At 39.9% G+C, this 26,136-nt stretch carries 24 protein-coding genes; 14 read left to right on the top strand and 10 right to left on the bottom strand.

Going from position 1 to position 26,136, the window contains the following annotated elements:
- The first annotated feature begins 212 nt into the window (after nucleotides 1-212).
- Entirely contained in the window at nucleotides 213-692 is a 480-nt protein-coding gene (locus MP622_RS04915) for a spore coat U domain-containing protein (RefSeq protein WP_243792813.1), read from the top strand.
- On the opposite strand, the gene MP622_RS04910 is transcribed toward MP622_RS04915, so the two are convergent.
- From MP622_RS04910 to MP622_RS04880, 7 genes are all read right to left on the bottom strand, one after another.
- Nucleotides 689-1,702, bottom strand: coding sequence for a spore coat protein U domain-containing protein (locus MP622_RS04910; protein WP_243792810.1), 1,014 nt, complete (start codon nucleotides 1,700-1,702; stop codon nucleotides 689-691). The two genes, MP622_RS04915 and MP622_RS04910, sit on opposite strands and share 4 nt — an antisense overlap.
- Nucleotides 1,693-3,984 (bottom strand): fimbria/pilus outer membrane usher protein, encoded by a 2,292-nt coding sequence (locus MP622_RS04905; RefSeq protein WP_243792808.1) that lies wholly within the window; start codon nucleotides 3,982-3,984, stop codon nucleotides 1,693-1,695. The genes MP622_RS04910 and MP622_RS04905 overlap by 10 nt, the downstream gene beginning before the upstream one ends.
- Before the next feature lie 93 nt (nucleotides 3,985-4,077).
- On the bottom strand, nucleotides 4,078-4,803 hold the full coding sequence (locus tag MP622_RS04900; protein WP_243792806.1) for a fimbria/pilus periplasmic chaperone: 726 nt from the start codon (nucleotides 4,801-4,803) through the stop codon (nucleotides 4,078-4,080).
- Nucleotides 4,804-4,836: 33 nt separating this feature from the next.
- Entirely contained in the window at nucleotides 4,837-5,307 is a 471-nt protein-coding gene (locus MP622_RS04895) for a spore coat U domain-containing protein (protein ID WP_044740387.1), read from the bottom strand.
- A 198-nt stretch (nucleotides 5,308-5,505) separates the two neighbouring features.
- Complete coding sequence (locus MP622_RS04890; protein ID WP_243792804.1) at nucleotides 5,506-7,149, bottom strand: AMP-binding protein; 1,644 nt, start codon at nucleotides 7,147-7,149, stop codon at nucleotides 5,506-5,508.
- 195 nt (nucleotides 7,150-7,344) lie between these two features.
- Nucleotides 7,345-8,481, bottom strand: a complete 1,137-nt coding sequence (locus MP622_RS04885; RefSeq protein ID WP_243792803.1) for an acyl-CoA dehydrogenase — start codon at nucleotides 8,479-8,481, stop codon at nucleotides 7,345-7,347.
- Between the two features lie 81 nt (nucleotides 8,482-8,562).
- The gene (locus tag MP622_RS04880) at nucleotides 8,563-9,333 is read right to left on the bottom strand and encodes a 3-hydroxyacyl-CoA dehydrogenase (protein ID WP_243792796.1); all 771 of its coding nucleotides are present in this window, start codon (nucleotides 9,331-9,333) and stop codon (nucleotides 8,563-8,565) included.
- A 140-nt stretch (nucleotides 9,334-9,473) separates the two neighbouring features.
- On the opposite strand from MP622_RS04880, the gene MP622_RS04875 reads away from it, so the two are divergent.
- The 3 genes from MP622_RS04875 (at nucleotide 9,474) to MP622_RS04865 (ending at nucleotide 12,069) form a co-directional block, all read left to right on the top strand.
- Nucleotides 9,474-10,493 carry an AraC family transcriptional regulator gene (locus tag MP622_RS04875; protein ID WP_243792795.1) on the top strand — a complete coding sequence of 340 codons (1,020 nt, stop codon included), beginning with the start codon at nucleotides 9,474-9,476 and terminating at the stop codon, nucleotides 10,491-10,493.
- A 176-nt stretch (nucleotides 10,494-10,669) separates the two neighbouring features.
- Nucleotides 10,670-11,020 (top strand): hypothetical protein, encoded by a 351-nt coding sequence (locus MP622_RS04870; protein WP_016166392.1) that lies wholly within the window; start codon nucleotides 10,670-10,672, stop codon nucleotides 11,018-11,020.
- A 137-nt stretch (nucleotides 11,021-11,157) separates the two neighbouring features.
- Nucleotides 11,158-12,069: a bestrophin family protein gene (locus MP622_RS04865; protein ID WP_151504967.1), complete on the top strand. Its 912-nt coding sequence runs from the start codon at nucleotides 11,158-11,160 to the stop codon at nucleotides 12,067-12,069.
- A 112-nt stretch (nucleotides 12,070-12,181) separates the two neighbouring features.
- On the opposite strand, the gene prmC is transcribed toward MP622_RS04865, so the two are convergent.
- Nucleotides 12,182-12,997: a peptide chain release factor N(5)-glutamine methyltransferase gene (gene prmC, locus MP622_RS04860; RefSeq protein WP_151504968.1), complete on the bottom strand. Its 816-nt coding sequence runs from the start codon at nucleotides 12,995-12,997 to the stop codon at nucleotides 12,182-12,184.
- Nucleotides 12,997-14,085, bottom strand: coding sequence for a peptide chain release factor 1 (gene prfA, locus MP622_RS04855; protein WP_151504969.1), 1,089 nt, complete (start codon nucleotides 14,083-14,085; stop codon nucleotides 12,997-12,999). The genes prmC and prfA overlap by 1 nt, the downstream gene beginning before the upstream one ends.
- Before the next feature lie 353 nt (nucleotides 14,086-14,438).
- Between prfA and MP622_RS04850 the strand changes: the two genes are divergently transcribed.
- The 4 genes from MP622_RS04850 to MP622_RS04835 all read left to right on the top strand — a co-directional run bounded on the left by MP622_RS04850 (nucleotide 14,439) and on the right by MP622_RS04835 (nucleotide 17,494).
- Nucleotides 14,439-14,870 carry a glycine zipper domain-containing protein gene (locus MP622_RS04850; RefSeq protein WP_243792793.1) on the top strand — a complete coding sequence of 144 codons (432 nt, stop codon included), beginning with the start codon at nucleotides 14,439-14,441 and terminating at the stop codon, nucleotides 14,868-14,870.
- Between the two features lie 228 nt (nucleotides 14,871-15,098).
- Entirely contained in the window at nucleotides 15,099-15,608 is a 510-nt protein-coding gene (locus MP622_RS04845) for a hypothetical protein (RefSeq protein ID WP_016166397.1), read from the top strand.
- A 125-nt stretch (nucleotides 15,609-15,733) separates the two neighbouring features.
- The gene (locus tag MP622_RS04840; RefSeq protein ID WP_243792791.1) at nucleotides 15,734-16,738 is read left to right on the top strand and encodes an LLM class flavin-dependent oxidoreductase; all 1,005 of its coding nucleotides are present in this window, start codon (nucleotides 15,734-15,736) and stop codon (nucleotides 16,736-16,738) included.
- Nucleotides 16,739-16,927: 189 nt separating this feature from the next.
- Complete coding sequence (locus MP622_RS04835) at nucleotides 16,928-17,494, top strand: flavoprotein (RefSeq protein ID WP_243792789.1); 567 nt, start codon at nucleotides 16,928-16,930, stop codon at nucleotides 17,492-17,494.
- A 126-nt stretch (nucleotides 17,495-17,620) separates the two neighbouring features.
- Here MP622_RS04835 and MP622_RS04830 read toward each other — a convergent pair whose 3' ends face one another.
- Entirely contained in the window at nucleotides 17,621-18,457 is an 837-nt protein-coding gene (locus tag MP622_RS04830) for a pyruvate, water dikinase regulatory protein (protein ID WP_044740377.1), read from the bottom strand.
- A gap of 155 nt (nucleotides 18,458-18,612) precedes the next feature.
- Here MP622_RS04830 and ppsA point away from each other — a divergent pair, with 155 nt between their 5' ends.
- The 6 genes from ppsA to cyoD all read left to right on the top strand — a co-directional run bounded on the left by ppsA (nucleotide 18,613) and on the right by cyoD (nucleotide 26,136).
- On the top strand, nucleotides 18,613-20,991 hold the full coding sequence (ppsA, locus tag MP622_RS04825) for a phosphoenolpyruvate synthase (protein WP_044740376.1): 2,379 nt from the start codon (nucleotides 18,613-18,615) through the stop codon (nucleotides 20,989-20,991).
- Between the two features lie 71 nt (nucleotides 20,992-21,062).
- Nucleotides 21,063-21,818, top strand: a complete 756-nt coding sequence (locus MP622_RS04820) for an RDD family protein (RefSeq protein WP_151504973.1) — start codon at nucleotides 21,063-21,065, stop codon at nucleotides 21,816-21,818.
- Nucleotides 21,819-22,119: 301 nt separating this feature from the next.
- Entirely contained in the window at nucleotides 22,120-23,190 is a 1,071-nt protein-coding gene (gene cyoA / locus MP622_RS04815; protein ID WP_243792788.1) for a ubiquinol oxidase subunit II, read from the top strand.
- Between the two features lie 3 nt (nucleotides 23,191-23,193).
- Nucleotides 23,194-25,182: a cytochrome o ubiquinol oxidase subunit I gene (gene cyoB / locus MP622_RS04810; RefSeq protein ID WP_044740373.1), complete on the top strand. Its 1,989-nt coding sequence runs from the start codon at nucleotides 23,194-23,196 to the stop codon at nucleotides 25,180-25,182.
- Nucleotides 25,183-25,186: 4 nt separating this feature from the next.
- The gene (gene cyoC / locus MP622_RS04805; RefSeq protein WP_016166405.1) at nucleotides 25,187-25,807 is read left to right on the top strand and encodes a cytochrome o ubiquinol oxidase subunit III; all 621 of its coding nucleotides are present in this window, start codon (nucleotides 25,187-25,189) and stop codon (nucleotides 25,805-25,807) included.
- Nucleotides 25,807-26,136, top strand: a complete 330-nt coding sequence (gene cyoD, locus MP622_RS04800) for a cytochrome o ubiquinol oxidase subunit IV (protein WP_016166406.1) — start codon at nucleotides 25,807-25,809, stop codon at nucleotides 26,134-26,136. The genes cyoC and cyoD overlap by 1 nt, the downstream gene beginning before the upstream one ends.

Genomic DNA, 26,136 nt, shown 5'->3' with positions numbered 1-26,136 from the left:
TCTTCCGTTGAAGGGGTTATGACTGCTGGTCAATTATAATGGATAACTTGGCGTTGCCGACTAAATTTTATTACACTTAATAAGTGACTTAGTGCACTAATTCAGCATTATTAAGTTAAAATATGAACAGTTACCACGTCTAATTTCGGACGAAGTTATTTATTTCAGGTATGCTGAAATAAAACGTATAAATGTAAAAAAACCCGCACGTTATGAAATTATATTATTCTGCTTTTTTCGTCTGTACTCTAGCAGCAGCATCTGTTTATATTTATGCTGCGCAACAAGACTCAACTTCATTTAATGTCAGCATCACCATTAAAGAGATGTGTAATATCACAACAGGGAATGGAACAGACTTAGATTTTGGTACAGTCAGTCGTGCCTCGAACCCCAATATGCAAAGTACACACCTTGCTGTAACTTGTACACAAGGTACACCTTATAATATCGCTCTACAAAGTCAACGAAAGATGACTTCCACAGAAGTCAATAATGTCAGTATTCCTTACAACCTTTATCAAGATGCCAATAGAACTACCCTTTGGGGAGCTGAAGCTCAAAATGCTTATCGCAATATAGGTACAGGTAGAACACAAACCGTACCAGTATGGGGCACAATAAATCACTCCGATACAGATGTACCTGCTGGGGTTTATAGCGATAAAGTCACTGCTGTGATTACCTACTAATAAGTTAATGTGACCGTGATGGTATCTTGATAATCTCCTGGCGGAACACTCAAGGCACTAGGTGGAACTTTGCCATAAATTTGAATTGTTTGCATCCCATTCGTCCCTGTTCCCTGTGAAGTATTCATACTATTCCAAAACTGCTTATAACTCACATCTTGGTAAAGATCATAGGCAATGTAGTCTGTACCATTTCGCATACGGCGAGTTTTACCATCATAATTCAGCCCTTGATCCAACCCTACCTTCCATGTTGTATTGAGTGGGCAAGATAAACTGACAGTTGTACTACTCATAACCCCTTTAGATAAATCATCAATATGCCCAAAATTTAAGTCTGAGGCTGCCATAAGGTTGCAACTATTTTCATAGTTGGCAGTTACGCTTAGGCTATTTGATGTTTGATTTGAAGATTGCTTTGCCATCACATCTTCTGTAGTTGGCTGTTTCTCTTCGCTAAAGCCGTACAATAAGGTGACCGCAACATCATTATTATTTCTAAAACTACCTGCGGTGACATTTTGACCCGAATATACTCGTCCATATAAAGGCAAATCGAATACTTTGGTATTTTGATTGACTGATATGGTTTTATAAATACACTGTAGCGTTGATAAATCAGCTTTAGTATCAATACGTTTCGTTAAAGCAGCATCATAAAACAGGTCATAAGCTAAATAACTCTGTGGCCAAGTGGAATAATTAACCATCAAACGTCTGTTATTGAGTAAACCCAATCCACCTGCTGTTGCATATGGGCACAATGCAACATTCACCGTTTGTTTATGGCCATATTGATTACACGTTACTTGCCAGTTGGTGTAATTACTTTTACCGTTACTCGAAACGGAACCAAAATTTAAGGCTGGACCTGACAGCCAACAGCTTCCCGTAGCTGCATGTACAGAAGAACTCAACAAAGTTGTACTAAAAATGATAATGACTGCAAATAGGCTATATAAACTCAACGCTCGAATTATTGTTTTTTGAGAGAAAAGACTTACTGACATTGTACGCTCCCCATATCCAGAAAGCCGTATTGTTGACTAAAATCTGGTAGAACCACATTACATACCTGTCCATCTTGCTCAACATAAAGTTGTTGCGATGATGGATTTTCGAGATAGATCATTCCGTCACGTCCCACAATCGTGTGTTCTATTGACTCCAAATTCGGCAAAGTATCTTGTACCCAAACACGACTACCCATTTTCATTGGAATACCTTGCGGATCTGTTACGCTCAATTGAATTGCACGCATTTTATAAATTGGAAATTGAATCACCACACCGCTAGCGTTATATGGCACTGCATCTATACGTGTAGTTTCAATTTTATATTCCAATGGCAAGTCTAAGGTATCAATCGAAATATCATTATGTTGATAGGGATTTAATGTATCGATGAGCATTAAACCCTTTCGATTAGTTTTACCAACCACTCGATTTTCTAAGCGAACTGGAATGTCAGAAACCCCTTCGGTCGAAACCACAGCAAAAGAGTTAAGCGATTGTCTCATTGGGAACACTGACTTTTCCATCATCACCAAACTGCCTCGGGCAGAACCGACCACTGTAGTATAGTCTTCCGAATGAGTTTTAGCGCTTTGTAAACCGACATCCCATTCACCCGTCTGCGTTTCACGCTGAATCTGCCCTTGCAAGCTATAGTTGTTGTTATCACTAAACTCAAGACTCGTTTGCCAACCCCAATCATCTTCATTCTGTATTGCTGTTTTACGAATATTGGCAGAAAACTTATTTCGGTCGGCATCCTGCTGAGCATTTAAGGTCGCATTGACCTGACGATCCAAAGGTATATTTAAAGAGAGAAAGAAGGTGTTTTCTTGTTCATTTAAATTTCGAGTCATATTTAAAGTTAAATATTTCTTTGAAGGAAAGTAGTAAGACCAGTTAAAAACCAAATATTCATTTTCAGAATTCTGATTTTTTTGTGCTACATAACTTCCACCAAATTGACCATAATCTGTATTTACACCTAAGAAAACATGATCAGACTGCTTAATATAACCATAACCTAGAGCACTAGCTAAATCACCAAAATCACCATCACTTTTTTGATGTTGTAGAGAAAAATTCACATAAGGATTGTTCCACTCATAACCTACAGCATAAGATTGCCCTAAGTTTTGATTGAGATCGCTATAGCTATAAGCCCCATTGATTAGGCCCCAAGTATTTGGCAAACGGTGGATGACACCAAATCCTGCCAAAGCGACATCACGTGAATATTCAGCATGACTCTCAATAGTCGTATTATTACTTAAACCATGCCTTAATGTTGCATTTACTACAGGATCATCTGAATAACTAAATGATTTAACTGCATAATCGAGCTTATGGACCCCCAGATTAACCTCCCAATCAGTCAAACCTTTTTGCAATAATTGTGAAGTACCAAATAATGAGAAATTTACAACTCGCTGCTGACCATTTAAATCGGTTATGAGAAGCTGTGCATTACCTGCCCCAGTAATAGAGGGTGATGCTTGTATATCGAATTGCCCAGGAAGTACATCACTGGTACTTTGTTGTATACCATTAATTAATAAATCAACTGTCGAAGGTACAAGCACTGAACCTTTAAAGGACTCCAGTGGTGATGTGACTTGATAAGGTTGTAAACTGAAATTTTTAGCTATTTTGATTCCCGAAATACGTGTTGAACGCGTCCACTCTAAAGCACGGGATTGACTATCACCGACTGTCAAAGTAATTGCTTGATCAGCAAAATCTTTTTGCCAATAGGTATCTAAAATTTGGCTTAAAAGCTCATTCGTCGTTTTGGTTTTTGTATAAGCATGATTGGCAGAAATACTGAATGTATTCCCTGTCCCTATACCAAATAACCGCAATTCATTCCATCCACTTAAAGACCAGACATCGTCTGTAACTTGAGAATAAAGATCATAATTAAACAATAGACCTGGCTTAATCTGTGCAGGATTAACTTTGGCAGGCGGAATTTGCTCGTAGCCCAAAGTGGTACGTGCTTTTAAAACCTCAACAGGTACAGTGAGTTCAATGTTCTGCTCTGCTGAATTATATTGATAACTAAGCCCTTTAATTTGGGATAAAGCAACGAAACCTGTGTAACCTAAAGCATCCACAGCGTGAATGCTTAACTGTAATTCTTGTAGTGTTTCTCGAGAAATTAATAAATCTTGTGGTGTCTGAATAAAATGCCCATAGACTGGACTAGATGCCTGATTCAATACCACACTTAAATACAGTTCTTGCTGATCAACAACATCAGAACTAGGGTGAATCATCTCATTTGCCAGAGTGACTTGTGCATGTAATGAAGATGTGCATAACAGAGCTCGACATAGAGCACAACGGTAAACAAACTTGTTCATCACCAATTATGGAATAAGTAATGTCTGAGCTAAACCATCGGCATTTATTCGCGCTTCAAACCTACCTTTAGGCTGCATTTGTGCATGAGATGGAATATCCCACTGCATGGTTTGACCATTCAGAACATACCCTACCAAACCCTGAATTAACGGAATTTTTTCACCATTTGGGTTGATATAGCTTAATTCACTTAAACGAATATGGCTTTTACCATTATTCTGAACACTAAGCTTTTGATTACTATAATTAAATATGACTTGATCAAGTGAGGTTAAGCCACTTTTAGATGGTGTAATTTCTGTCGATTGAACAAATACAGGAATAGAATATTGTAATAGAAGCTGCAATCCAGTTTGTTGATTACCATGACTTGAGTTCGGAAGTTCATCAATCAATAATCGATAAGTCTGCTCTTGCACTGTATTCTGCACATTCATGCTTAATACACGAATCAATTGACGGTCACCTGCTTTTATTTCAGTTATTGAAGGACTGGCGACCAAATCTCTTGAAGCATTCAGTTGATCTTTGCCTGCTTCTTGCGTCCAACTGAGCACTCGTGTTTGTGCACGAATCGGTTGATCACTAGTGTTCGTTAACCAAATCTCTTTGGCTTTTTCACCGGTGGAAAATGTCACTGAAATAGGTGAAACTTGCAAACTCGCAGCCGAAAGATTGAATGAACAAAGTGAAACAATAGCTGCACAAATACTTGGAATAAATTTGTTCATATATTGCGTCACTCTATTTATTCTACTTCAAACTTAGTAAGTTACTGTCGCAACCACTGTATCTACATAGTTACCCGCTTCAACGTTCGTATCGCCTGCCAATTTAGCATAGACAGGAATTGCTTGGTCTTTACCACTACCTGTTTTACCTAATAAATTGATTGCATCCCATTCTGTTTTACGTGCTGCATCTTGATACAATTTGTACGGAACTTTACTGGTTGATCCAGTATTTGTATTCTGCATTGCACCTGTACCAGCTAAGGCAATTTTATAAGGTGTATTTAATGTACAAGTCACATTCAATTGACCCGTAGCAGTACTATCCGTACTGCTTGAGCGATCAACAGCAGCAAATACCACATCATCTTTAGAGGTAAATTTACAAGATTCATTAACCGTAATCTTTACTTGAAACTGAGTTGTATCCGTTCCTGCAGCATGTGCAGCAATAGAAGAAAATGCAAAAGTAGCAATAACTGAAGAAAGAATGATTTTTTTCATAAACAACCCCAAAAAAGTGACTTATGACACAGTTACACAAGAATGTTTGGCATTATATCGTTCATTTATTGTCTGTAAAGGCTTTTTACAAATTTTAATCACATGAAAAATATTTTTAAATTACTTAAAAAATAGAGTAAATGATTAAAAAAACGCCCCGTAGGGCGCAAGAGCAAAATTAGTTGAGTTTAAAAGTTATTAACATGCGTGCTGTATTTGCTGTAACGCAATCTCTTGTTGTTTTAAAAGATTACGTTGGATTTTACCACTCGATGTTTTAGGTAAACTTTCTACAAATTCAATTTCTTTAGGATAAGCATGTTTTGATAAGCGAGAACGAACATATTGCTGTAATTTTTGATTCAAATCTTCACTCGGCTGATATTGCGGCTTCAAGACAACAAATGCTTTCACAATTTCAGTACGTTCTGGGTCTGGTTTACCAATGACAGCAGACTCCAGCACTTCCTCACACTCTAATAATGTACTTTCCACATCAAAAGGCCCCACACGATAGCCTGACGTTGTAATGACATCATCATCACGTCCAATAAAATCTATACCGCCATACTCATTCAGTTGAACCATATCACCTGTCAAATAATAGTTACCGACAAAGGATTTACGATTCTGCCCATCATAGCCCTTAAACCAGAATAAAGCGGATTTAGAACAGTCGATTGCCAAAGTCCCTACTTCTCCCTGTTTTACTTCCTGATGCTGTGCATTCAGGACTGCGAAGCGATGCCCAGGGATGGCAAAGCCCGCAGAACCCACTTTTTTCGGATGTGCTAATGCATGATGATTCGCAATGACCATTCCAAGTTCTGTTTGGCCATATTGATCATAAATATTGACGTCTAAATCATGGTTAAACCAATGAATCACTTCTGGCGTCAGTGGTTCACCAGCACTACTTACTACACGTAAATGTTGTTTAATTGACCCATTAAATTTCTCTTTGAATCCAAAGAACATTCGAAAAGCAGTCGGTGAACCTGTCAAATTAGAAACCTTATGTTTTTGAATCACTTGAATGGCTTGATCTACATTAAATGCGCGCTCATCCATAATAATGCTATGACCTAAACTGAGCGGACCAGTAATGCCATAATACAAACCATAAGCCCAACCTGGATCTGCCAGATTCCAAAAAGAATCTTCTTCACGTAAATCTACAGCATGAGTCATATATCCCTTAAATGCTAAAATCGCACGTAATGGTACTGGAACCGATTTCGCCAAACCTGTCGTACCTGATGTAAACATCATCAAAAAGTCATCATCAAAATCCCGCATTACCGCAGGACATTCTGCATCTTTCGCATTAAGTTCTTGCCAGAAATCTGCATCGGTTTTAAGGCTTTGTTTATCATGATGTACAGTCAAAATTTGAGCAATATGAATATGATTCAGCTTAGACCGTTGTTCAGAATTGGTCACAATCAGTTTTGTTTTAGCAACCTCAATACGATGCTCAATGGCCTTAGACTCAAATGCAGTAAATAAAGGCTGATAAATTGCACCAATACGCCAAGTTGCTAGAACAGTAATCAGTAATTCAGGGGTTCGTGGCAAAAGCCCTGCAATACAATCACCTGCCTGAATTCCAGATTGCAAAAAATAGTTTGCCAATTTACCTGAAGCTTCATCCAACTGCTCAAAGCTCCAACGTTCTGATTCACCCTGTTTACCTTCCCAGATTAAAGCCGTTTTATGTTGTCCTAAATAACGTGCACAACATTCAACATAAGCATTTATGGCTTGCGGAGTTCCGACTAAATGATCTTGAATTGCTTTTTCAAGACTAAATTCTTGATGGGCTTCTACTAACGTCTTCATGACTTGAACCTCTTCCTGATACAAAGCATCTCGCCTTGTTGCTTAGCTTTTATTGTTTTCCACAATCTATTCTAAAATAGGGTGATCTGTACTTAGCTAATCATGCCTTGATGGCTGCATCAATTTCCAAATCCATCAATCTGATTGCTGTTTTATGCACATCAAGAACAAGACATCTTTGATGTGCATAATGGCTTAAATATGAGTAATTTCTCGGGCAATCAACAGTCTTTGTATATCGGATGCACCTTCATAAATTTGGCTAACACGCACATCTCGATAAATACGTTCCACTGGAAAATCATTTACATAGCCATAGCCGCCATAAATTTGAATCGCGTCGGAACAGACTCTTTCTGCCATAGTAGATGCAAACAATTTGGCCATTGAGGCTTCTTTTAAACAGGGCTGTCCAGCATCTTTTAAACTTGCAGCATGCAAAATCAGTTGTCGTGCTGCTTCAATTTGTGTTGCCATGTCGGCTAAACGGAAAGCCACAGCTTGATGCTGTACCAACTCCACTCCAAAAGCCTTACGTTCATTGGCATATTCAATAGCCGAATCTAAAGCCGCGCGAGCCATACCAACTGACTGCGCCGCAATACCAATACGACCCGACTCTAAGTTGGATAATGCAATCTTGTAGCCTTGACCTTCTTCACCCAATATATTTTCAGCAGGAATTCGGCAATTCTCAAACACAATAGTGGCTGTGTCTGAACAATGCTGCCCCATTTTTTCCTCAATTCGCGACACGATATACCCCGGGGTATCCGTTGGTACGAGGAAGCAAGAAATGCCTTTTTTCCCTGCGGACTTATCCGTCACAGCAAAAACTATTGCTAACTGCGCATGCTTGCCTGTCGTAATAAACTGCTTTGTTCCATTCAAAACCCATGTATCACCCTCACGCTCTGCACGACATTGCAATGCCCCAGCATCAGAGCCTGCCTGCGGCTCAGTTAAGCAAAAGCAGCCTAACCACTCTCCTGTTGCCAATTTTGCTAGATATTTCTGCTTTTGTTGTTCTGTACCATATTTATAGGTAATGCCACATGGCAATGAATTTTGAACACTAACAATTGTGGAAATTGCACCATCACCCGCTGCAATTTCTTCAAGGGCCAAGACCAGTGATACATAATCCAGACCTGCACCACCCCATTCTGGCGGTATGGTCATACCCAACGCACCGAGTTCACCTAACTGCTTTAACTCTTCGGCAGGAAATTGCCCAGTTCTATCACGCTCAGCCGCTGTCGGTTTCAGTTGTGTCTGTGAAAAATCGCGCAACATCTCCTGAACCATTTTTTGTTCATCATTTAAAATCATGTAAATACTCTTATCAATTTTCTATTCTTTCTTTTGCACATCCCAATTGTACAAACTTATTATCTATACACGTATTTAGCTTTATTTTGGTGCCATACGAATCGCACCATCTAGACGAATCACTTCACCATTCAAATACGTATTTTCAACAATGTGCCCAACCAGACTTGCAAATTCTTCAGGTTTGGCTAAACGTGGTGGAAACGGCACCATTTGTCCCAAAGCATCTTGTACATTTTGCGGCATACCTTTAAGCATAGGCGTTTCCATAATGCCAGGTGCAATGGTCATTACACGTATCGCATTCCGTGCCAGTTCACGTGCAAGCGGTAAAGTCATAGCCACAATTGCACCTTTTGATGCCGAATAAGCTGCTTGACCAATTTGACCATCGTATGCGGCAACGGAGGCTGTATTAATAATCACACCTCGATCTTCTTCGTCGTTTTGTAATTCATACTTCGCCATCAATTCCGCAGCAAAACGAATCATATTAAAGCTACCTGTGACATTCACTTCTAGGACTTTTTGAAACATCGCCAAGTCATGTAAACCATCACGCCCTAATACTTTTGCCGACGGCGCAATGCCAGCACAGTTCACCAAGCCATTCAGTTGACCAAAATCTTGCTCTACATTTAAAAAGAAAGATTTCACGGTTTGTTCATTGGTGACATCTAAAGGATAGAACTTCGCATTTTCCCCTAAATGTTGTTTTAAGGCATAGCCTAGTTCTTGATTCATATCAACAAAAGCAACACGAGCACCTGCATGAACCAGATATTTAACTGTGGCAGCACCTAAACCTGAAGCACCGCCTGTGACTACAAAAACTTTATTTTGAATTTTCATTTCCCTGTCCTATCTTTTTGAAAGTTCATACTCGACTTTAACTGCAGAGTAAACACTGTCAAGCTTGAGTACAATTTCCAAATATTGCATTCTTAATGATGGATTTGGACAGTGGAATGTCTGGAGATTTGGATTTTTACATGCGTGAACCACAATTAAATTTCGATAAAGGCAGTATTTCGATGAGTCTAGTACAGGAAGCTGTACTTTCTGCGCATCATCAAGGACACAATATTCAGGAAATCTTACACAGTGCAGGAATTCCCGCAGAATTAATGCAATCCAATAAGGCCCGTGTATCTATTTCACAATATGCACAACTTTGGATTGAACTGGCTAATCGTATGAACGATGAGTTTTTTGGTATGGATCACCATGCTTTAAGGCGTGGCAGTTATCAATTTATTTCTAAAGCTGTTATTCAGAGTGAAACCGTTGAAAAAGCACTGAAAGATATATTAAAGTTTTTTAATTTGGTGTTGGATGATTTCCAAAGTGAATTAATTCTTGAACAGCATGTTGCACGTATTATTATTCATGATAAAAAGCAGCCAAAGCGCATGTTTAGTTATGCAACCTACCTGATGTTAATTCATACTTTAATGTGTTGGTTAGCCAGTCAACGTATTCCCCTCAACTCAATCCAACTCAAGTGTGAAAAACCTTTAACAGATGAAGATTATCGCATTCGATTCTGTTCCAATATTGCCTATTCTACTCAGCAAAACGTCGTCGAGTTTGATCGAGACTATTTAAAGATCAAAATTAAACAAGATAAAAAATCGTGGTATGAGTTTATTTCACAAACGCCACACAATCTCTTGGTCCGCTTTAAAAATCCACATGCACTCAGTACCCAAGTACGTAAATATCTACTTCAAGCCCCACCCGCAGAATGGATTGAACTGAATGTACTGGCACAACAACTTAATATGTCTGAGGCAACCGTACGCCGCCGACTGAATAGTGAAGGTTGTAATTATCAACAATTAAAAAATGATATTCGTCGTGATACAGCAATAGAACTTTTAACTAAAACTGATAAACCCCTGCATGAAATTAGTGATGAACTGAATTTTCATGACCCAAGTGCTTTTCATCGTGCCTTTAAAAAATGGACTGGACTGAGCCCTGGTGCTTATCGTCAATCCAAAGAATAAGCACGCTCACAACGAAATGATAAAGCCATAACTTTTTTATTACTGCTCAGTCATCTAGATTGAATTGCAAATTTCGCCATATTAGTATATTTTTCACTCAATTCTAAAGCATAACTTTATGCTTATTTTCGGCTGTCCTCCTCCTGTTTTATCACCTTAACTTAAAGGTAAACATTATGTTTAAGATGATTGATGTACTAGATCAAAATCTCGTGCAAAATTTTACCCATTCTCTAAACTCCCCAACTGAATTAGATGAATTATTCTGTCAAAGCTTGTTGAATGTTTCTGAAATTGAGCTACAAAATGTGATTGCCCAATTTTTCTCGCAACATGATGCTATGGCAAAAGCAAAGGCACTCGAACTGAGTGATGAAGCTATTCTGCGCTTACGTACAGGTGAGAACCTAACTCAAGGCACAACGCTTACTCATACCTCTAAAATTGTCGCACTCTGTCTGGCAGAAGAAATTGATGCATTATCGAAAGTTGAGATTTCCGAAATTTCATCAGACTATTTCGTTTAATACATTATTTTAGCTATTAGAATGAACTGGAAAAGACGACATTGATGTCGTCTTTTCTTATAAATGATTTCACTGTCTCTTGCACAGCACAGTTTGTCTGTGGAACACTGTTCTTGTTATAGTGATGGTGTAGATCAATGATTGTTAGAGATAAAAATAATAGTTTCAAATTACTTTTCGCATGGTCTGGCACCATACTTCCTAAAGTACTCCCTGCACTATTAATCGTCATATTGATTTCAGCGATTCTGGTCTACCTATCTTCACATCAATACTTCACTATCCCTGCGGTTCCAGCGATTGGCTTTACCATTTTCGGTATCATCCTCTCCATCTTTTTAAGCTTCCGTAACAACGCCTGTTATGACCGTTGGTGGGAAGGACGTAAACTCTGGGGTGCATTAATTGCCAATTCACGACATATCTCTCGTGATTCGCATGTTCTCAGTAATGAACGTCGCAATATCTTGATGTATCGTGTCATGCTATTTACTCACTTATTACGTGATCGTCTTAGAGCTCAACCTCAATCTTTCGAGTTTTATCACGATAAAGTGGATTTCAATTCAACACAGTTGCAACAACTCAGCAAAAAAATTAATGCTGCGCAATATGTGCTTGAAGCTATTCAAAAAGATTTAGTCCTTGCATTACGTAACGCAGAAGTATCGGACATTATTTATAATAGTTTAAATCAGCATATTGTCGATTTAGGCAATATTCAGGCTGGATGCGATCGTATTTTAAGTACTCCTTTACCCTATTCATATTCAGTACTTTTACATCGTACCGTTTATTGTTTCTGCTTTATTTTACCCTTTAGCCTAGAAGCGAGTTTAGGCATTTGGACTCCAATTTTAGTGGGCTTAATTGCTTATTTATTTTTAGGCTTAGATGCACTGAGTGCACAAATTGAAGAGCCTTTTGGATTACAAGACAATGATCTGCCATTAAATTCAATTGTGCGTTTAATCGAACGAGAAATGTCAGAATCACTTGAAGTTGAATTACCTCCCGCAATTCAACCAATGAATCATAATTTAACTTAAGTCTTGCACCGTTTAATACTCTGTGGCTTTATTTAAAGCCTTATTCAATCAAATTAAAAAAGCACAACTGTTGGGTCGTGCTTTTTAATTTTACAAGTATAAAACGCGATAATTACTGCAGTTGCCCCAAAGTCACACGGTCATTACCACCATAATCTTTGACAGTTCTGACCTCTTTAAAACCCGAATTTTTAAAGATATTACGTACCGCTTCACCCTGATCATAGCCATGCTCAAGTACAATCCAACCTTGTGCAGCTAGCCACTTTTTGCCCTGCTGAATAATATGTTCAATATCCGCCAAGCCTTGTTTTTCCGCAACCAAAGCTCGTTCAGGTTCAGCAGCTAAACTCAGCATGTGCTCATCTTTTGCATCAATATATGGCGGATTAGACACAATCACATCAAAATATTGACGATTCAACGCAGCAAACCAACTGCCTAAAAAGAACTTCACCTGTGTTAGATCATGCTTTTCGGCATTTTGCAGGGCTACTTCTAATGTCGGTTCATAAATGTCTGTTGCAATGACAGACCAGTTAGGACGTTCGCTCGCCAGAGACAATGCGATTGCCCCCGTACCTGTACCTAAATCCACAACACGTGTGTCTTCGGGTAAATCCAGACGTAAAACGGTTTCTACCAATACTTCAGTATCTGGGCGAGGCACCAAAGTATCCTGAGTCACGATCAGGTCTAAGGTCCAAAATGGTTGAGAACCCGTGACATAAGCCAAAGGTTCACCTGCTGCAATCCGAGCCAAACCATTTACATAATCTTGCTCTTGCTCTGCGGTAAGTTCTTGTGCAGATTTGAGTGATAAATCAAAAGCATCAATTTTGAGAATATGCTCAAGTAACCAAGCATTCTCTTGACGCTCATAACTTTCAGCCTCTCCACGTAAGGCTAATGCCTGTGCAATATTCATTAGCCACCGTTTTGTTGAGCTAGCATTGCCAATTGATCTGCCTGATATTCACGGTGCAGACTATCAAGCAATTCGTTTAAATCACCTTCCATCACAGCATCTAACTTATATAAAGTTAAGTTGATGCGATGGTCAGTCATACGACCTTGCGGATAGTTATAAGTACGGATTCGTTCAGAACGATCACCCGAACCTACCAAATCTCGACGCATTTCAGAAGTCGCTGCATCAGCCGCAGCACGTTTTGCATTTTCTAAACGTGAAGCCAGTAAAGCCATCGCTTTGGCTTTGTTTTTATGCTGTGACCGTTCTTCCTGACATTCCACCACAGTTCCAGTAGGAATATGGGTAATACGAACAGCCGAATCAGTTTTGTTGACGTGCTGACCACCCGCACCTGAAGCACGGTAAGTATCAATACGCAAGTCTGAAGGATTGATATCTACAGTCGTATCTACATCAATCTCAGGTAAAATCGCAACTGTACACGCTGAAGTGTGTACACGACCTTGTGACTCTGTCGCAGGGACACGTTGTACACGGTGAGCGCCACTTTCAAACTTCAAGCGACCATATACCCCTTCACCATTCACTAGGCAGATAACTTCTTTGTAGCCGCCATGTTCGCCTTCATTTTCTGAAAGCACCTCTATACGCCAACCTTTCGACTCAGCATACTTACTGTACATACGGAATAAATCACCAGAGAAAATAGCGGCTTCATCACCACCAGTTCCTGCACGGATTTCTAAATAGGCCGAATTTGCATCATTTGGATCCTTAGGAATCATCAAGATATTAAGATCAGCTTCGAGCTGTTCAATAATAGCCTTATTTTCCTTAATTTCTTCTTGAGCCATTTCTTTAAAATCTGGATCAGACAACATAGCATTTGCTGTTTCAATATCAGCTTCTGCTTGTCTATACTTTGCCCAGACTTCCGTAATTTCTGTTAGATCATTATGTTCGCGTGACAATTGACGAAAACGCTTGTTATCCGAAATAACCTCAGCATCAGCCAATAGTGCTGTTAACTCTTCATGACGGTCAGAAAGCTGATCTAATCGCAAACGTAACGATTCTTTCATTGTTTAATCTATCTCAATAGCTCAAGCAGTCTAAATTAGGCTGCATAATTTCAAATTTGAGCATAGTTTACCGATTCTGCCCTTTAATTGACATATCTATTATGCTGATAAATAAGCTTTGGAACCTTTCACATTGCTCATATTTTACTTTTTTCTGCTCTTCAAAAAGTTGTTGCTTATTTACCCATACAATGATTAATCAGCCATAAAATGAACGATTTTAATTAAACTCATACAAAGCACTTACCTAACAGTACAACTTAGTGTCTTGCTCTCCACATTTATGACGATGCGTTTTGTTAGATTTGCCACATCAAAAAATTTCGTCCGCATTTTTGGACATGGAGAATACGATGAAATTGAATGCCGTTTTATTAAGCACCGCATTGGCTGCCTCTTCAATGTTTGCAATGAATACTCACGCTGATAGCACAACACGTGTTGCAGCAGCAAGCGCACTAGGTAGTGTTGCGGGTACTGCTGTAGGTAAAAGCATGGGTGGTACTACAGGTGCTACAATTGGTGCTGTACTCGGTGGTGCGGGCGGCGCAACGGTAGCAAGTGATCGCCGAAACCGCACAGAATCTGCTATTGGTGGTGCTTTAGGTGGTGGTACAGGTTATACCGTCGGTAAAAGCATGGGTGGTACTAGCGGTGGTTACATTGGTTCTGCACTAGGTGCTGCGGGTGGTGCTGCTTTAGGGAACAAAATTTCTAAAGACAAAGCTGAAGAAAAGGCCAAATCTTCACGTAAATGGAAAAAACGTCACCGTCACTACCGTTAATCGCTTCAGTTCCATCATTCAAGCACCATTAGGTGCTTGTCTTACGTTGGGTTAGAACAGCGAGATCTGAAACTGAAGTATTGGGTTCTAAATTGTGAATTTGTTATGAAGAAACAATACAAAGTAATGACAAAAGCCTCATGCTCAAACACAAAGTCCTTCATTTTAATCCGCTCAACTCTTTTAGATTGGACTTAAGCACATAGCACTTTAAAAATGGAGTTTGCAATGAAACTGAATCATTTAATTTACGCCTCATTAATCGCGACCACAATGATGGGAACTGCATATGCCGATAATGGTACTCGTGTTGCAGCAACATCTGCCTTAGGTAGTGTCGCAGGCACAGCAATCGGCAAACAACTAGGCGGTACTACTGGCGCTACAATTGGCGCTGCACTTGGTGGTGCAGGTGGTGCTGCGGTGGCAAGTGATCGCCGTAACCGCACATCTGCGGCGATTGGTGGAGGTCTTGGTGGTGCTGGTGGTTATACTGTAGGTAAAAATGTTGCTGGAACCAATGGTGGCTATGTTGGTGCCGCTTTAGGTGCCGCAGGTGGTTCAGCGCTAGGACGTAAAGTAGCTGAAGATCGCCGTGATGATGAACGCTATGATAATCGTGGCTATCGCTCAGATCGTAATTATCGCTATAACGATGCACGTTACAATGATCGCTATTACCGTCATGACAACGGACGCCATTTGGGTCACCACAAGAAAAAACGTTGGGATGATTAATCCAACACACTACAAAGCATCTTCGGATGCTTTTATTTTGCGCTCAAGCAATATATCGAAATTAAACGATATACAATAACCCACTTATATCGTATTATTTCGATATATAGTTTTCGAGTCTGGATATGCCTACTCTACAAAATACCCAATTTTCAATTCTGGAACTAGCCCCAGTCCGCGATGATAAAAGTATTGCCTTTTCTCTGCATCACGCCCTTGAGCTTGCTCAACACGCTGAAAAATTGGGCTTTGAACGCTTCTGGTTAGCCGAACATCACAATATGGATGGTATTGCCAGTTCCGCTACAGCCGTATTACTAGGCTATATTCTTGCCAACACGCAAACACTTAAAGTCGGTTCAGGTGGAATTATGCTGCCTAATCATGCACCGCTTGTTGTTGCTGAACAATTTGGGACTTTAGCCACACTTTATCCTAACCGTATTGAGCTTGGTTTAGGTCGTGCACCTGGTACAGATCAAGTGACTATGCGTGCTTTACGTCGTGGGCGCCAAGAAACTGAGGATCAATTTCCACAAGATGTCGCGGAAATATTACAGTACTTTAAAGCGCCTGAAGAACATCAAAAAATTGTTGCTACACCAGGTCAATCTACCCATGTGCCTGTTTGGCTTTTAGGATCTAGCCTTTTTAGTGCCCAACTTGCTGCGCGTTTAGGACTTCCTTACTCTTTCGCATCGCACTTTGCACCAAGAATGCTCGGGCAAGCGATTCAACTTTACCGCGATAATTTCCAACCATCAGAATATCTGGATCAACCTTATGTTTCGATGGGCGTGCCCACAGTCATTGCAGACACCGATGAAGAAGCTCAATATCTTGCAACAAGTGCCTTCCAACGTGTACTTGCCTTAATGCGAGGACATAGCCTAAAACTTAAACCGCCTGTAGAAAGCATGCAAAATCTATGGTCACCCGTCGAAAAAATGTCAGTGAATAACTTCTTTGCCTTAGCACAAATTGGGTCGGCCCAAACTGTAAAAGAAGGTCTTGAAGATTTACTCAAGACCTATCAAGTAGATGAATTTATTTTCACCTGTGATATCTATGATACTGAAAAGCGTTTAAAAAACTTTAGCTACCTGATGGATATCAAAAATAATATTTGATTAAACCCATTTGAATGCCATCAAGCCTAAGAAGAATCATTCTTAGGCTTTTAATATTTTTCACAATCGAAATCCTTCAATCCGTCAAAAATGACTCCCGAGTTGCTGAATCAACTTTACGCAGCAGATGAATTAATATTCAATTAGAAAACAAAAATTCTGACAATAAAAAATGATTAAGGGATAATCATGCAACAATTTAGTAAGCTGAATACTTCCGGCTATATTTTTCAACATCAAAAACAAGATTATGAAGTATTTAAAGGACTAATCCGAACATCAGCAGAACTAAGCCTAGATACATGCATCGAGCAAAGAGTTGCAATCATTGGGATCGATCAAAAAATTGCAGCATTGCTTGAAAAAATTCGTAATGTTTCAAGCTCGGTGTATGTTTTTCAGATACAACCTGCCCTCATTCTTCCACAGTCAGAGCAACGATATAGCCGTTATGTACACCATCCATTACTCTTTAAAAACAAGCGCCTCATCAACCCCCGTATCAAAAGCATTTTAGCCCTGCGTTTTTTGGATTCTCAAATTCAGGACAACTGGCTAAAACGACAACTAACGCCAAATATTACGCGTGAAAAGAAAGAATTTCTGAAATCTGATGATTATTATCACGCCTTGCAACAAGAAAAATGTCAACTTATTACTTGGCCAGTCAAAAAAATTACAGAAAGCTGCATTGAATGTGTAGATGGCTCTATTTATCCTGTCGACTTAATTATTACAACGAATTTGCATCAATAATTGCAGAGAATTTCAAATGAAGTTTCATATTTATAATTAAAATAAGTGCAAAAAAAACCCAATCTAATTATTTAAATTGGGTATTAATTCATTCAATTTTTATATGAATAGCGGCGTAATTTAATACTATCCGATTCGACGTTTTAAACCGGTCATTTGTAAGACACGCGTAGAAATTTCTTCAATCGACATTTCAGATACATTCAGATATTTAATCCCTTCTGAGATATAAATACCTTCAATTGCGCGCAACTCCATTTGACATTGGCTAAAGCTTGCATAGCGGCTATTGGCTTTACGCTCTGAGCGAATCGCAACCAAACGCTCAGCATCAATCATGAGTCCAAACAGCTTATGCTTATGCGCTTTCAGCACAGAAGGCAAACGATTGTCATCTAAATCTTCTTCCGTAAGTGGGTAATTTGCTACACGAATTCCAAATTGTAATGACAAATAAATGGATGTTGGTGTCTTCCCTGAACGAGAAACACCAATCAGAATTAAGTCAGCTTTATCATAATGACGAGTACGTGCGCCATCATCATTATCAAGTGCAAAATGTACAGCATCAATACGTGCTTTATAAGACTCCGAATCGGTCACGGCATGCGTTTGTCCGACTAAAGTTGTAGGTGGTGTACCCAACTCTTCAGACAACTTACTAATAAGCCCTTCAAACACATCCAAATTCACAGCATTCGCCGTATTAATAATATCTCGCACATAAGGATCTACTAAGGTATCGAACACCAAAGGCTGCTGTCCATCACGCTCAGCTCTTTGATTTATCTCAGAAACTACATTCATAGCAGCTTCTTCAGACGTAATATAAGGGATAATATGAATGTCAAAATCTACATTTGGAAACTGGGCCAGTAAAGAGTGTCCAAGCGTTTCTGCTGTAATCGCAGTTCCATCAGAAATAAAAAACACACTTCGCTTTATTTGTTTACCTTCTGACATTAAAATTCTCCTCGAATATTTGTCTAAGTGCTATATAATCATTATAGTAAACTGATCTTACATGACTGTCGCTTAGTAAAATTAAAAAGCTAAGCAGATTTGTTTTAAATTCATGCCAAGATAGTGATTAATACTGCAAAAGTGGAGTAACAACTTTGGAAGCGCGCGTAATAGGTCTAGAAAAATTAGGGAAACACGATGTAGAGCTCGTGGGTGGGAAAAACTCATCACTGGGTGAGATGATTAGCCATCTAGCGAATGCAGGTGTATCAGTACCTGGAGGCTTTGCTACCACTGCTGCCGCGTATCGTGAATTTCTCGAGCAAAGTGGCCTTAACGCTAAAATTAACGCAGAACTTGCAGCATTAAATGTTGATGATGTTGTTGCACTTGCAGAAACTGGTGCAAAAATCCGTCAATGGATTGTCGACACCCCGCTTACTGCAGATCTCGAAAAGGAAGTCCGCGACGCTTTCGCCACCCTTTCAAACGGCAACCCTGATATCGCGGTTGCCGTTCGTTCATCTGCGACAGCAGAAGACTTACCTGATGCGTCTTTTGCAGGTCAGCAGGAAACCTTCTTAAACATCCGTGGTATTGACAACGTTCTTATTGCGATTAAAGAAGTCTTTGCTTCACTTTATAATGACCGTGCTATTGCTTACCGTGTTCACCAAAACTTCGCGCATGACATCGTTGCATTATCTGCGGGTATCCAGCGAATGGTTCGTTCTGAAACTGGTGCAGCGGGTGTAATGTTCACTCTAGATACAGAATCAGGCTTCCGTGATGCTGTATTCATTACTGCTTCATATGGTTTAGGCGAAATGGTTGTACAGGGCGCAGTAAACCCTGATGAATTCTATATTTCTAAACCACTTCTGAAAAATGGCAAACATGCTATTTTACGTCGTAATCTTGGTTCTAAACACCAAAAAATGGTATATGGCGAAGAAGGTGCTGCCGGCAAATCAGTGGTCGTCGTGGATGTTGAAAAAGCAGAACGCCAACAATTTGCATTAAATGATCACGAGCTTCAAGAGCTTGCTAAACAAGCCCTGATCATCGAAGAGCACTATCAAGCACCTATGGATATTGAATGGGCTAAAGATGGTGACGACGGTCAAATCTATATCGTTCAAGCACGTCCAGAAACAGTTAAAAGCCGTGAAAATGTCGGCACCATGGAACGTTACCTACTTAAGCAAAAAGGTACTGTAATTTGCGAAGGTCGCTCAATCGGTCAACGTATCGGCTCTGGCAAAGTACGCATCGTGACGTCTATTAAAGAAATGGACAAAGTACAAGAAGGTGACGTACTTGTTTCAGACATGACTGACCCAGACTGGGAACCAGTAATGAAACGTGCTGCTGCGATTGTTACAAACCGTGGTGGTCGTACTTGTCATGCAGCAATTATTGCTCGTGAACTTGGTGTACCTGCAATCGTAGGTTGTGGTAATGCAACCGAGGTTTTAACCGACGGACAAGAAGTGACTGTTTCATGTGCTGAAGGTGATACAGGCTTTATTTATGAAGGTTCGTTAGATTTCGAAATTCAACGTAACTCTATTAACTCAATGCCAAAACTTCCGTTCAAAATCATGATGAACGTAGGTAACCCTGACCGTGCATTTGACTTTGCTCAAATTCCTAACGAAGGTATTGGTCTTGCACGTTTAGAGTTCATTATTAACCGTATGATCGGCGTACACCCTAAAGCGTTATTGAACATTGACAGCTTGCCACGTGAAACTCGTGCAGCAGTTTTGGCTCGTACTGCAGGTTATGCTTCTCCTATCGAATTCTACGTTGAAAAACTTGTAGAAGGTATTTCTACACTTGCTGCGGCATTTGCTGATAAGCCCGTGATTGTTCGTATGTCTGACTTTAAGTCAAACGAATATGCGAACCTAATTGGCGGTAAGCTTTATGAACCAGAAGAAGAAAACCCAATGCTTGGTTTCCGTGGTGCAAGCCGTTATGTATCTGACAACTTCCGTGATTGTTTCGAATTAGAATGTCGTGCATTGAAAAAAGCACGCGATGAAATGGGCTTGACCAATATTCAAATCATGATTCCATTCGTTCGTACTGTACATGAAGCAAAACGTGTCATCGAATTGCTTGCTCAAAATGGTCTTAAACGTGGTGAAAATGGTCTTAAAGTGATCATGATGTGTGAATTACCAACTAACGCACTGTTAGCTGAACAATTCCTTGAACACTTTGATGGCTTCTCTATCGGTTCTAACGACTTGACTCAGCTTACATTGGGTCTGGATCGTGACTCAGGTATTGTTTCTCACCTGTTTGATGAACGTGATGCGGCAGTTAAAGCATTGCTTTCTATGGCAATTCATGCATGTCGCAAAGCTGGCAAATATGTTGGTATTTGTGGTCAAGGACCATCTGATCATCCTGACCTTGCAAAATGGTTGATGGAACAAGGAATTGAGTCAGTTTCTCTTAACCCAGACTCAGTTTTAGACACTTGGTTCTTCCTTGCAGAAGAAAAAGCTCAACAAGCTTAAGAAAACATGTTAAAAAAAGACCCATTAGTTGGGTCTTTTTTTCTCTTTTCATTTTTTGAGATTTTATTTTTATGCAAATTTACTTGGCACGTAATAATCAACAAGCTGGTCCGTATACTTTAGAACAGTTGAATCAAATGCTTGCCAGCCAACAAGTACTCTTAACAGATTTAGCTTGGCATGAAGGTATGACCGAATGGAAAGCTTTAGGTGAATTAACCCAAGGGAAACTTGTATACACACCAACAGGTTATGTTCCTCCAACACACACGCCGTTACATAACCCCACAATTATCCAAACTAAAGTTGAAGGCAACGTATCTAAAACTGAACTTGCATCAGTCAATATTCGCGCATTAGCAAAAATCATTGATTTATTACTTTGGTTGCCTGCGGCAGCAATTCCTTCTTTCTTTCTTAACGCCAATCAGGTGAATGAGCTAGCTAGCATTCAGCAAAAAATGCAAGCCGCAGATACATCCACTCAAGCAATGCAATTGCAACATCAACTTTTTGCGCTTATTCCAATTGAAGCTTGGCAAACAATGTTTGCCTATATCATTATTATGTTGGCTATTCAGGCGTTCTTTTTAGCAAAGTCTGGGCAAAGCATTGGTAAAAAGTTAACTCGAATTCAAATTGTAGATGCTGATAGCGGTGAAAAAGTTAATTTGACGCGAATCTTCCTGTTACGCAGTATTGTATTTATCATTTTAAATATGCTGTTTATGCCGTTTATTACGATTGCCGATTATTTATTCGCATTCGGTAAAAAGCGACAAACATTGCATGATAAACTAGCAAAAACCATCGTGATAAAGCAATAAACGTGACAAAAATAAAGGGATGATCGGTTCATCCCTTTTTTTATACATAAGTTTGATATTTCAATAAAAAAAAACCAAAAACATCCAATTCCGACCACTAAAATCAGGTTTTATAACAGACATTTAAAGCGACTTTATATATAGCTTAGTTTAACGATATCAGGCATAATGCCCTACAACGTAGCGGTGCCACATGCTTGAGAAGTTTTTTTTATTCAAAAATCAAAATTCTCAATCATGCGACACTTTAATCGCTATCCCATATTATTTAGGGAATGGGACTCTTCACCGAGGTTGTAAAATGAGACAAACGATTTTAGCTGTATTGTCTTTATCAACGATTGCTGCACTCTTAACTGGGTGTGGTGGTGATATGGTACTTCTAAACTCTAAAGGTCCAGTTGCACAAGGTCAAAGTGACTTGATGATGACTGCGATCTATTTAATGCTATTGGTCGTAATTCCTTCGATCTTAATGGCATTATGGTTTGGTTGGAAATATCGCTCGTCGAATAAAGATGCAGACTATAAACCTACTTGGGCACACTCAACTGCTATTGAAATTGTAGTTTGGGGTGTTCCAGTTATTATTATTGGTATTCTAGCTTGGTTAACTTGGTGGGGTTCACACAAGTATGACCCGTACCGCCCAATCGATTCTGATAAAGCACCATTAACAGTTCAAGTTATCGCTGAACAGTTTAAGTGGATCTTTATCTATCCTGAGCAAGAAATTGCGACTGTTAACGAAATTCGCTTCCCAGAGAAAACTCCTGTGAACTTGCGTTTGACGTCTAACTTCACAATGAACTCGTTCTTCATTCCTGCACTTTCTGGCCAAATTTATACCATGGCTGGTATGCAAACTCACCTGCATTTGTTAGCAAATGAAACTAGCCCAGCTGAAGGCTACCGCGGTTTCTCTTCTAACTACTCAGGTTATGGCTTCTCGCAAATGCGTTTCCGTGCGCATTCAGTGACTGAAGCTCAGTTTGCTGATTGGGTCGCAGCGGTGAAAGCAGGCAACGGTACTTCAATTAACCCTGCTGCAATTCAGAAAGGTGTTTTAGACCAAGCCGAATTCGCAACCTTGCGTGATGGCAACCGTTCGCATCATCAGATCGAAGTTCTTATCGCTAAAGCGACTACTCCTGAAGAAAAGGCTGCTGCTGAAGCAATGAAGCCTTATCCAACTAAGCCACATCCAGTGACTTACTACTCTTCTGTTGAGAAAGGCTTATTTGAATCAGTGATCAACAAATACATGAGTAACTATCACGGTGCTGATCATTCAGCTACTGCGAGTGCTCACGGGGCTGCTGCTGACGCACATGCCGTAGTTGAACCTGCTTCATCGGCTGTAGGGGAATAAGACATGAGCTTCTTAGGTAAGTTAGGTCCAGACTCGATTCCACACGATCCAATCGTGTTGGTAACGGTTGCATTAATGATTTTAGGTGGTATCGTTGCTGTCGCAGGTATTACCTACTTCAAAAAATGGAGCTACTTGTGGAACGAATGGTTCACATCTGTAGACCATAAAAAAATTGGTATCATGTATATTTTGGTATCTGTGGTCATGTTACTTCGTGGCTTCGCAGATGCGATCATGATGCGCTTACAACTTTTCCTCGCTCGTGGTGGCGGTGAAGGTTACTTACACCCAGAACACTATGACCAGATCTTCACCGCTCACGGTGTAATCATGATCTTCTTCGTAGCAATGGGTCTTGTTGTTGGCTTAATGAACATCTCTGTACCTTTACAGATTGGTGCTCGTGACGTTGCCTTCCCATTGTTAAACTCTGTAAGTTTCTGGCTATTCGCTGGTGCTGCTGGCTTAATGATGGTTTCACTTGCTTTAGGTGAATTCGCTGCTACAGGTTGGATGGCTTACCCTCCTCTTTCTGGCATTGAATACTCTCCTGGTGTTGGTGTTGACTACTATATCTGGGCGTTACAGATTTCAGGTTTAGGTACGCTTTTAACTGGTGTTAACTTCTTTGTTACCATCATCAAAATGCGCGCACCTGGCATGAAACTTATGGATATGCCAATTTTCACTTGGACTGCACTTTGTACAGCAGTTCTGATTATTGCTGCATTCCCAGTGTTAACTGCAACAATTGCAATGTTATCTCTAGATCGTTACTTCGGCTTCCATTTCTTCACAAATGAGCTTGGCGGTAGCCCAATGCTTTATGTGAACTTGATCTGGACATGGGGTCACCCAGAAGTATATATCTTGGTATTACCAGCGTTTGGTATTTACTCAGAAGTTGTATCAACATTTGCTCGCAAAACGTTGTTCGGCTACAAGTCTATGGTGTATGCAACAGTTGCAATTACAGTATTGTCATTTGTTGTATGGCTTCACCACTTCTTTACCATGGGTGCAGGTGCCAACGTTAACGCGTTCTTCGGTATCATGACTATGGTTATTGCGATCCCGACTGGTGTGAAAATCTTCTCTTGGTTATTCACCATGTATAAAGGTCGCATTACGTACACAACTCCAATGCTATGGACACTTGGTTTCCTTGTGACTTTTGGTATCGGTGGTTTGACTGGTGTATTAATGGCTGTTCCACCTGCGGACTTCCTTGTACACAACTCTTTATTCCTTATCGCTCACTTCCATAACGTAATTATTGGTGGTGTTGTGTTCGCAATGTTTGCGGGTATCATTTTCTACTGGCCAAAAATGTTTGGTTGGAAGCTTAATGAAGCTTGGGGTAAAGCAGCATTCTGGTTCTGGTTCTTCGGTTTCTATTTTGCATTCATGCCGCTTTATATCCTTGGCTTCATGGGTATGACTCGTCGTTTGAATACATATGACAACCCTGAATGGGATCCGTACATCACAATCGCATTGTTTGGTGCAGTATTAATCGCAATCGGTATTGCATGTTTCTTAATGCAAATCATTGTTGGTTTCTTACAACGCCATGACAACATGGACGTTACAGGCGATCCATGGGATGGTCGTGTACTTGAATGGTCTACATCTTCACCTGCTCCGTTCTATAACTTTGCTCATCTTCCAAAAATCAGCGGTATCGATACATTCTGGAATGACAAAGAGAATGGTGTTGCTTATGCACGTCCAACGTCTTATGAAGATGTACATATGCCAACGAACCGTGCTGCTGGCTTTGTAATCGCAATGTTTATTACTGTTATGGGCTTCGGTTTAATCTGGCACATTTGGTGGTTAGTTGTCGTGACCTTTGTTGCTGCAATCATCAGCTTCATCGTAAGCTCTTTCACTAAGAAAGTTGATTACTATGTTCCTGCTGCTGAAGTTGAGCGCATTGAAAACGAACGCTATGCGATTCTTGAAAAACACTTGAAGAAGGACTAAGACAATGGCTGAAGTACTTCATCACGATAACCACGGACACGATGAACATCATCATCATGATGATACAGACATTACTGTCTTTGGTTTCTGGTCTTACTTGATGAGTGACTTGATCCTATTCGGTACACTCTTCATTGCTTTCGTTGTATTAAGTGGTCATGTTCCACCAGGTACCCCAAGTGCTAAAGAACTATTCGGCGAGTCTTTAGGTTTCGTATTAACAGAAACTTTTGCTCTCTTAATTTCTTCAGTTACATTTGGTTTTGCTGTACTTGCATCATACAAAAAGAATGTTAGCCAAGTTTTAATTTGGTTAGCAATTACTTGGGTATTTGGTGCATCATTCATTGGCATGGAACTGTACGAGTTTAATCACCTTGTACATGCTGGTCATGGTCCAAGCACAAGTGCGTTCTTATCTGCGTTCTTCACTTTAGTTGGTACGCATGGTATTCACGTAACTTCTGGTTTGGTATGGATGATCGTGTTAATGGTTCAAATCAAAAAATATGGTTTGACATTACCGAATACACGTCGCCTTGCTTGCTTGAGCTTGTTCTGGCACTTCCTTGACATCGTATGGATCTGTGTATTCAGCGTAGTTTATTTGCGGGGAGTTCTCTAATGGGTCACGATAATCATGCGTCTGATGCAGCTCACGGCACCGTGAAGCAATATACTATTGGTTTTATTGTCTCTGTGGTATTAACCATTGTTCCATTCTATATGGCAATGAACCCAGAAAACTTCGGTCGTGGCGCAACCCTTGCAGTAGTTGGTATTACTGCAGTTGCTCAGGTTCTTGTACAATTGATTTTCTTCTTGCACATGAACTCATCTGCAGAGCAACGTTGGAACGTAATTGCATTTATTTATACAATTCTTACAATTGCCGTTCTTTTGATCGGTTCTGTATGGGTTATGAATTACCTCCACTTCAACATGATGCTCTAA

The organism is Acinetobacter sp. PK01 (assembly GCF_022819285.1).
Taxonomy (GTDB): domain Bacteria; phylum Pseudomonadota; class Gammaproteobacteria; order Pseudomonadales; family Moraxellaceae; genus Acinetobacter; species Acinetobacter tandoii.
This window is presented reverse-complemented; position numbering and strand designations above follow the sequence as displayed.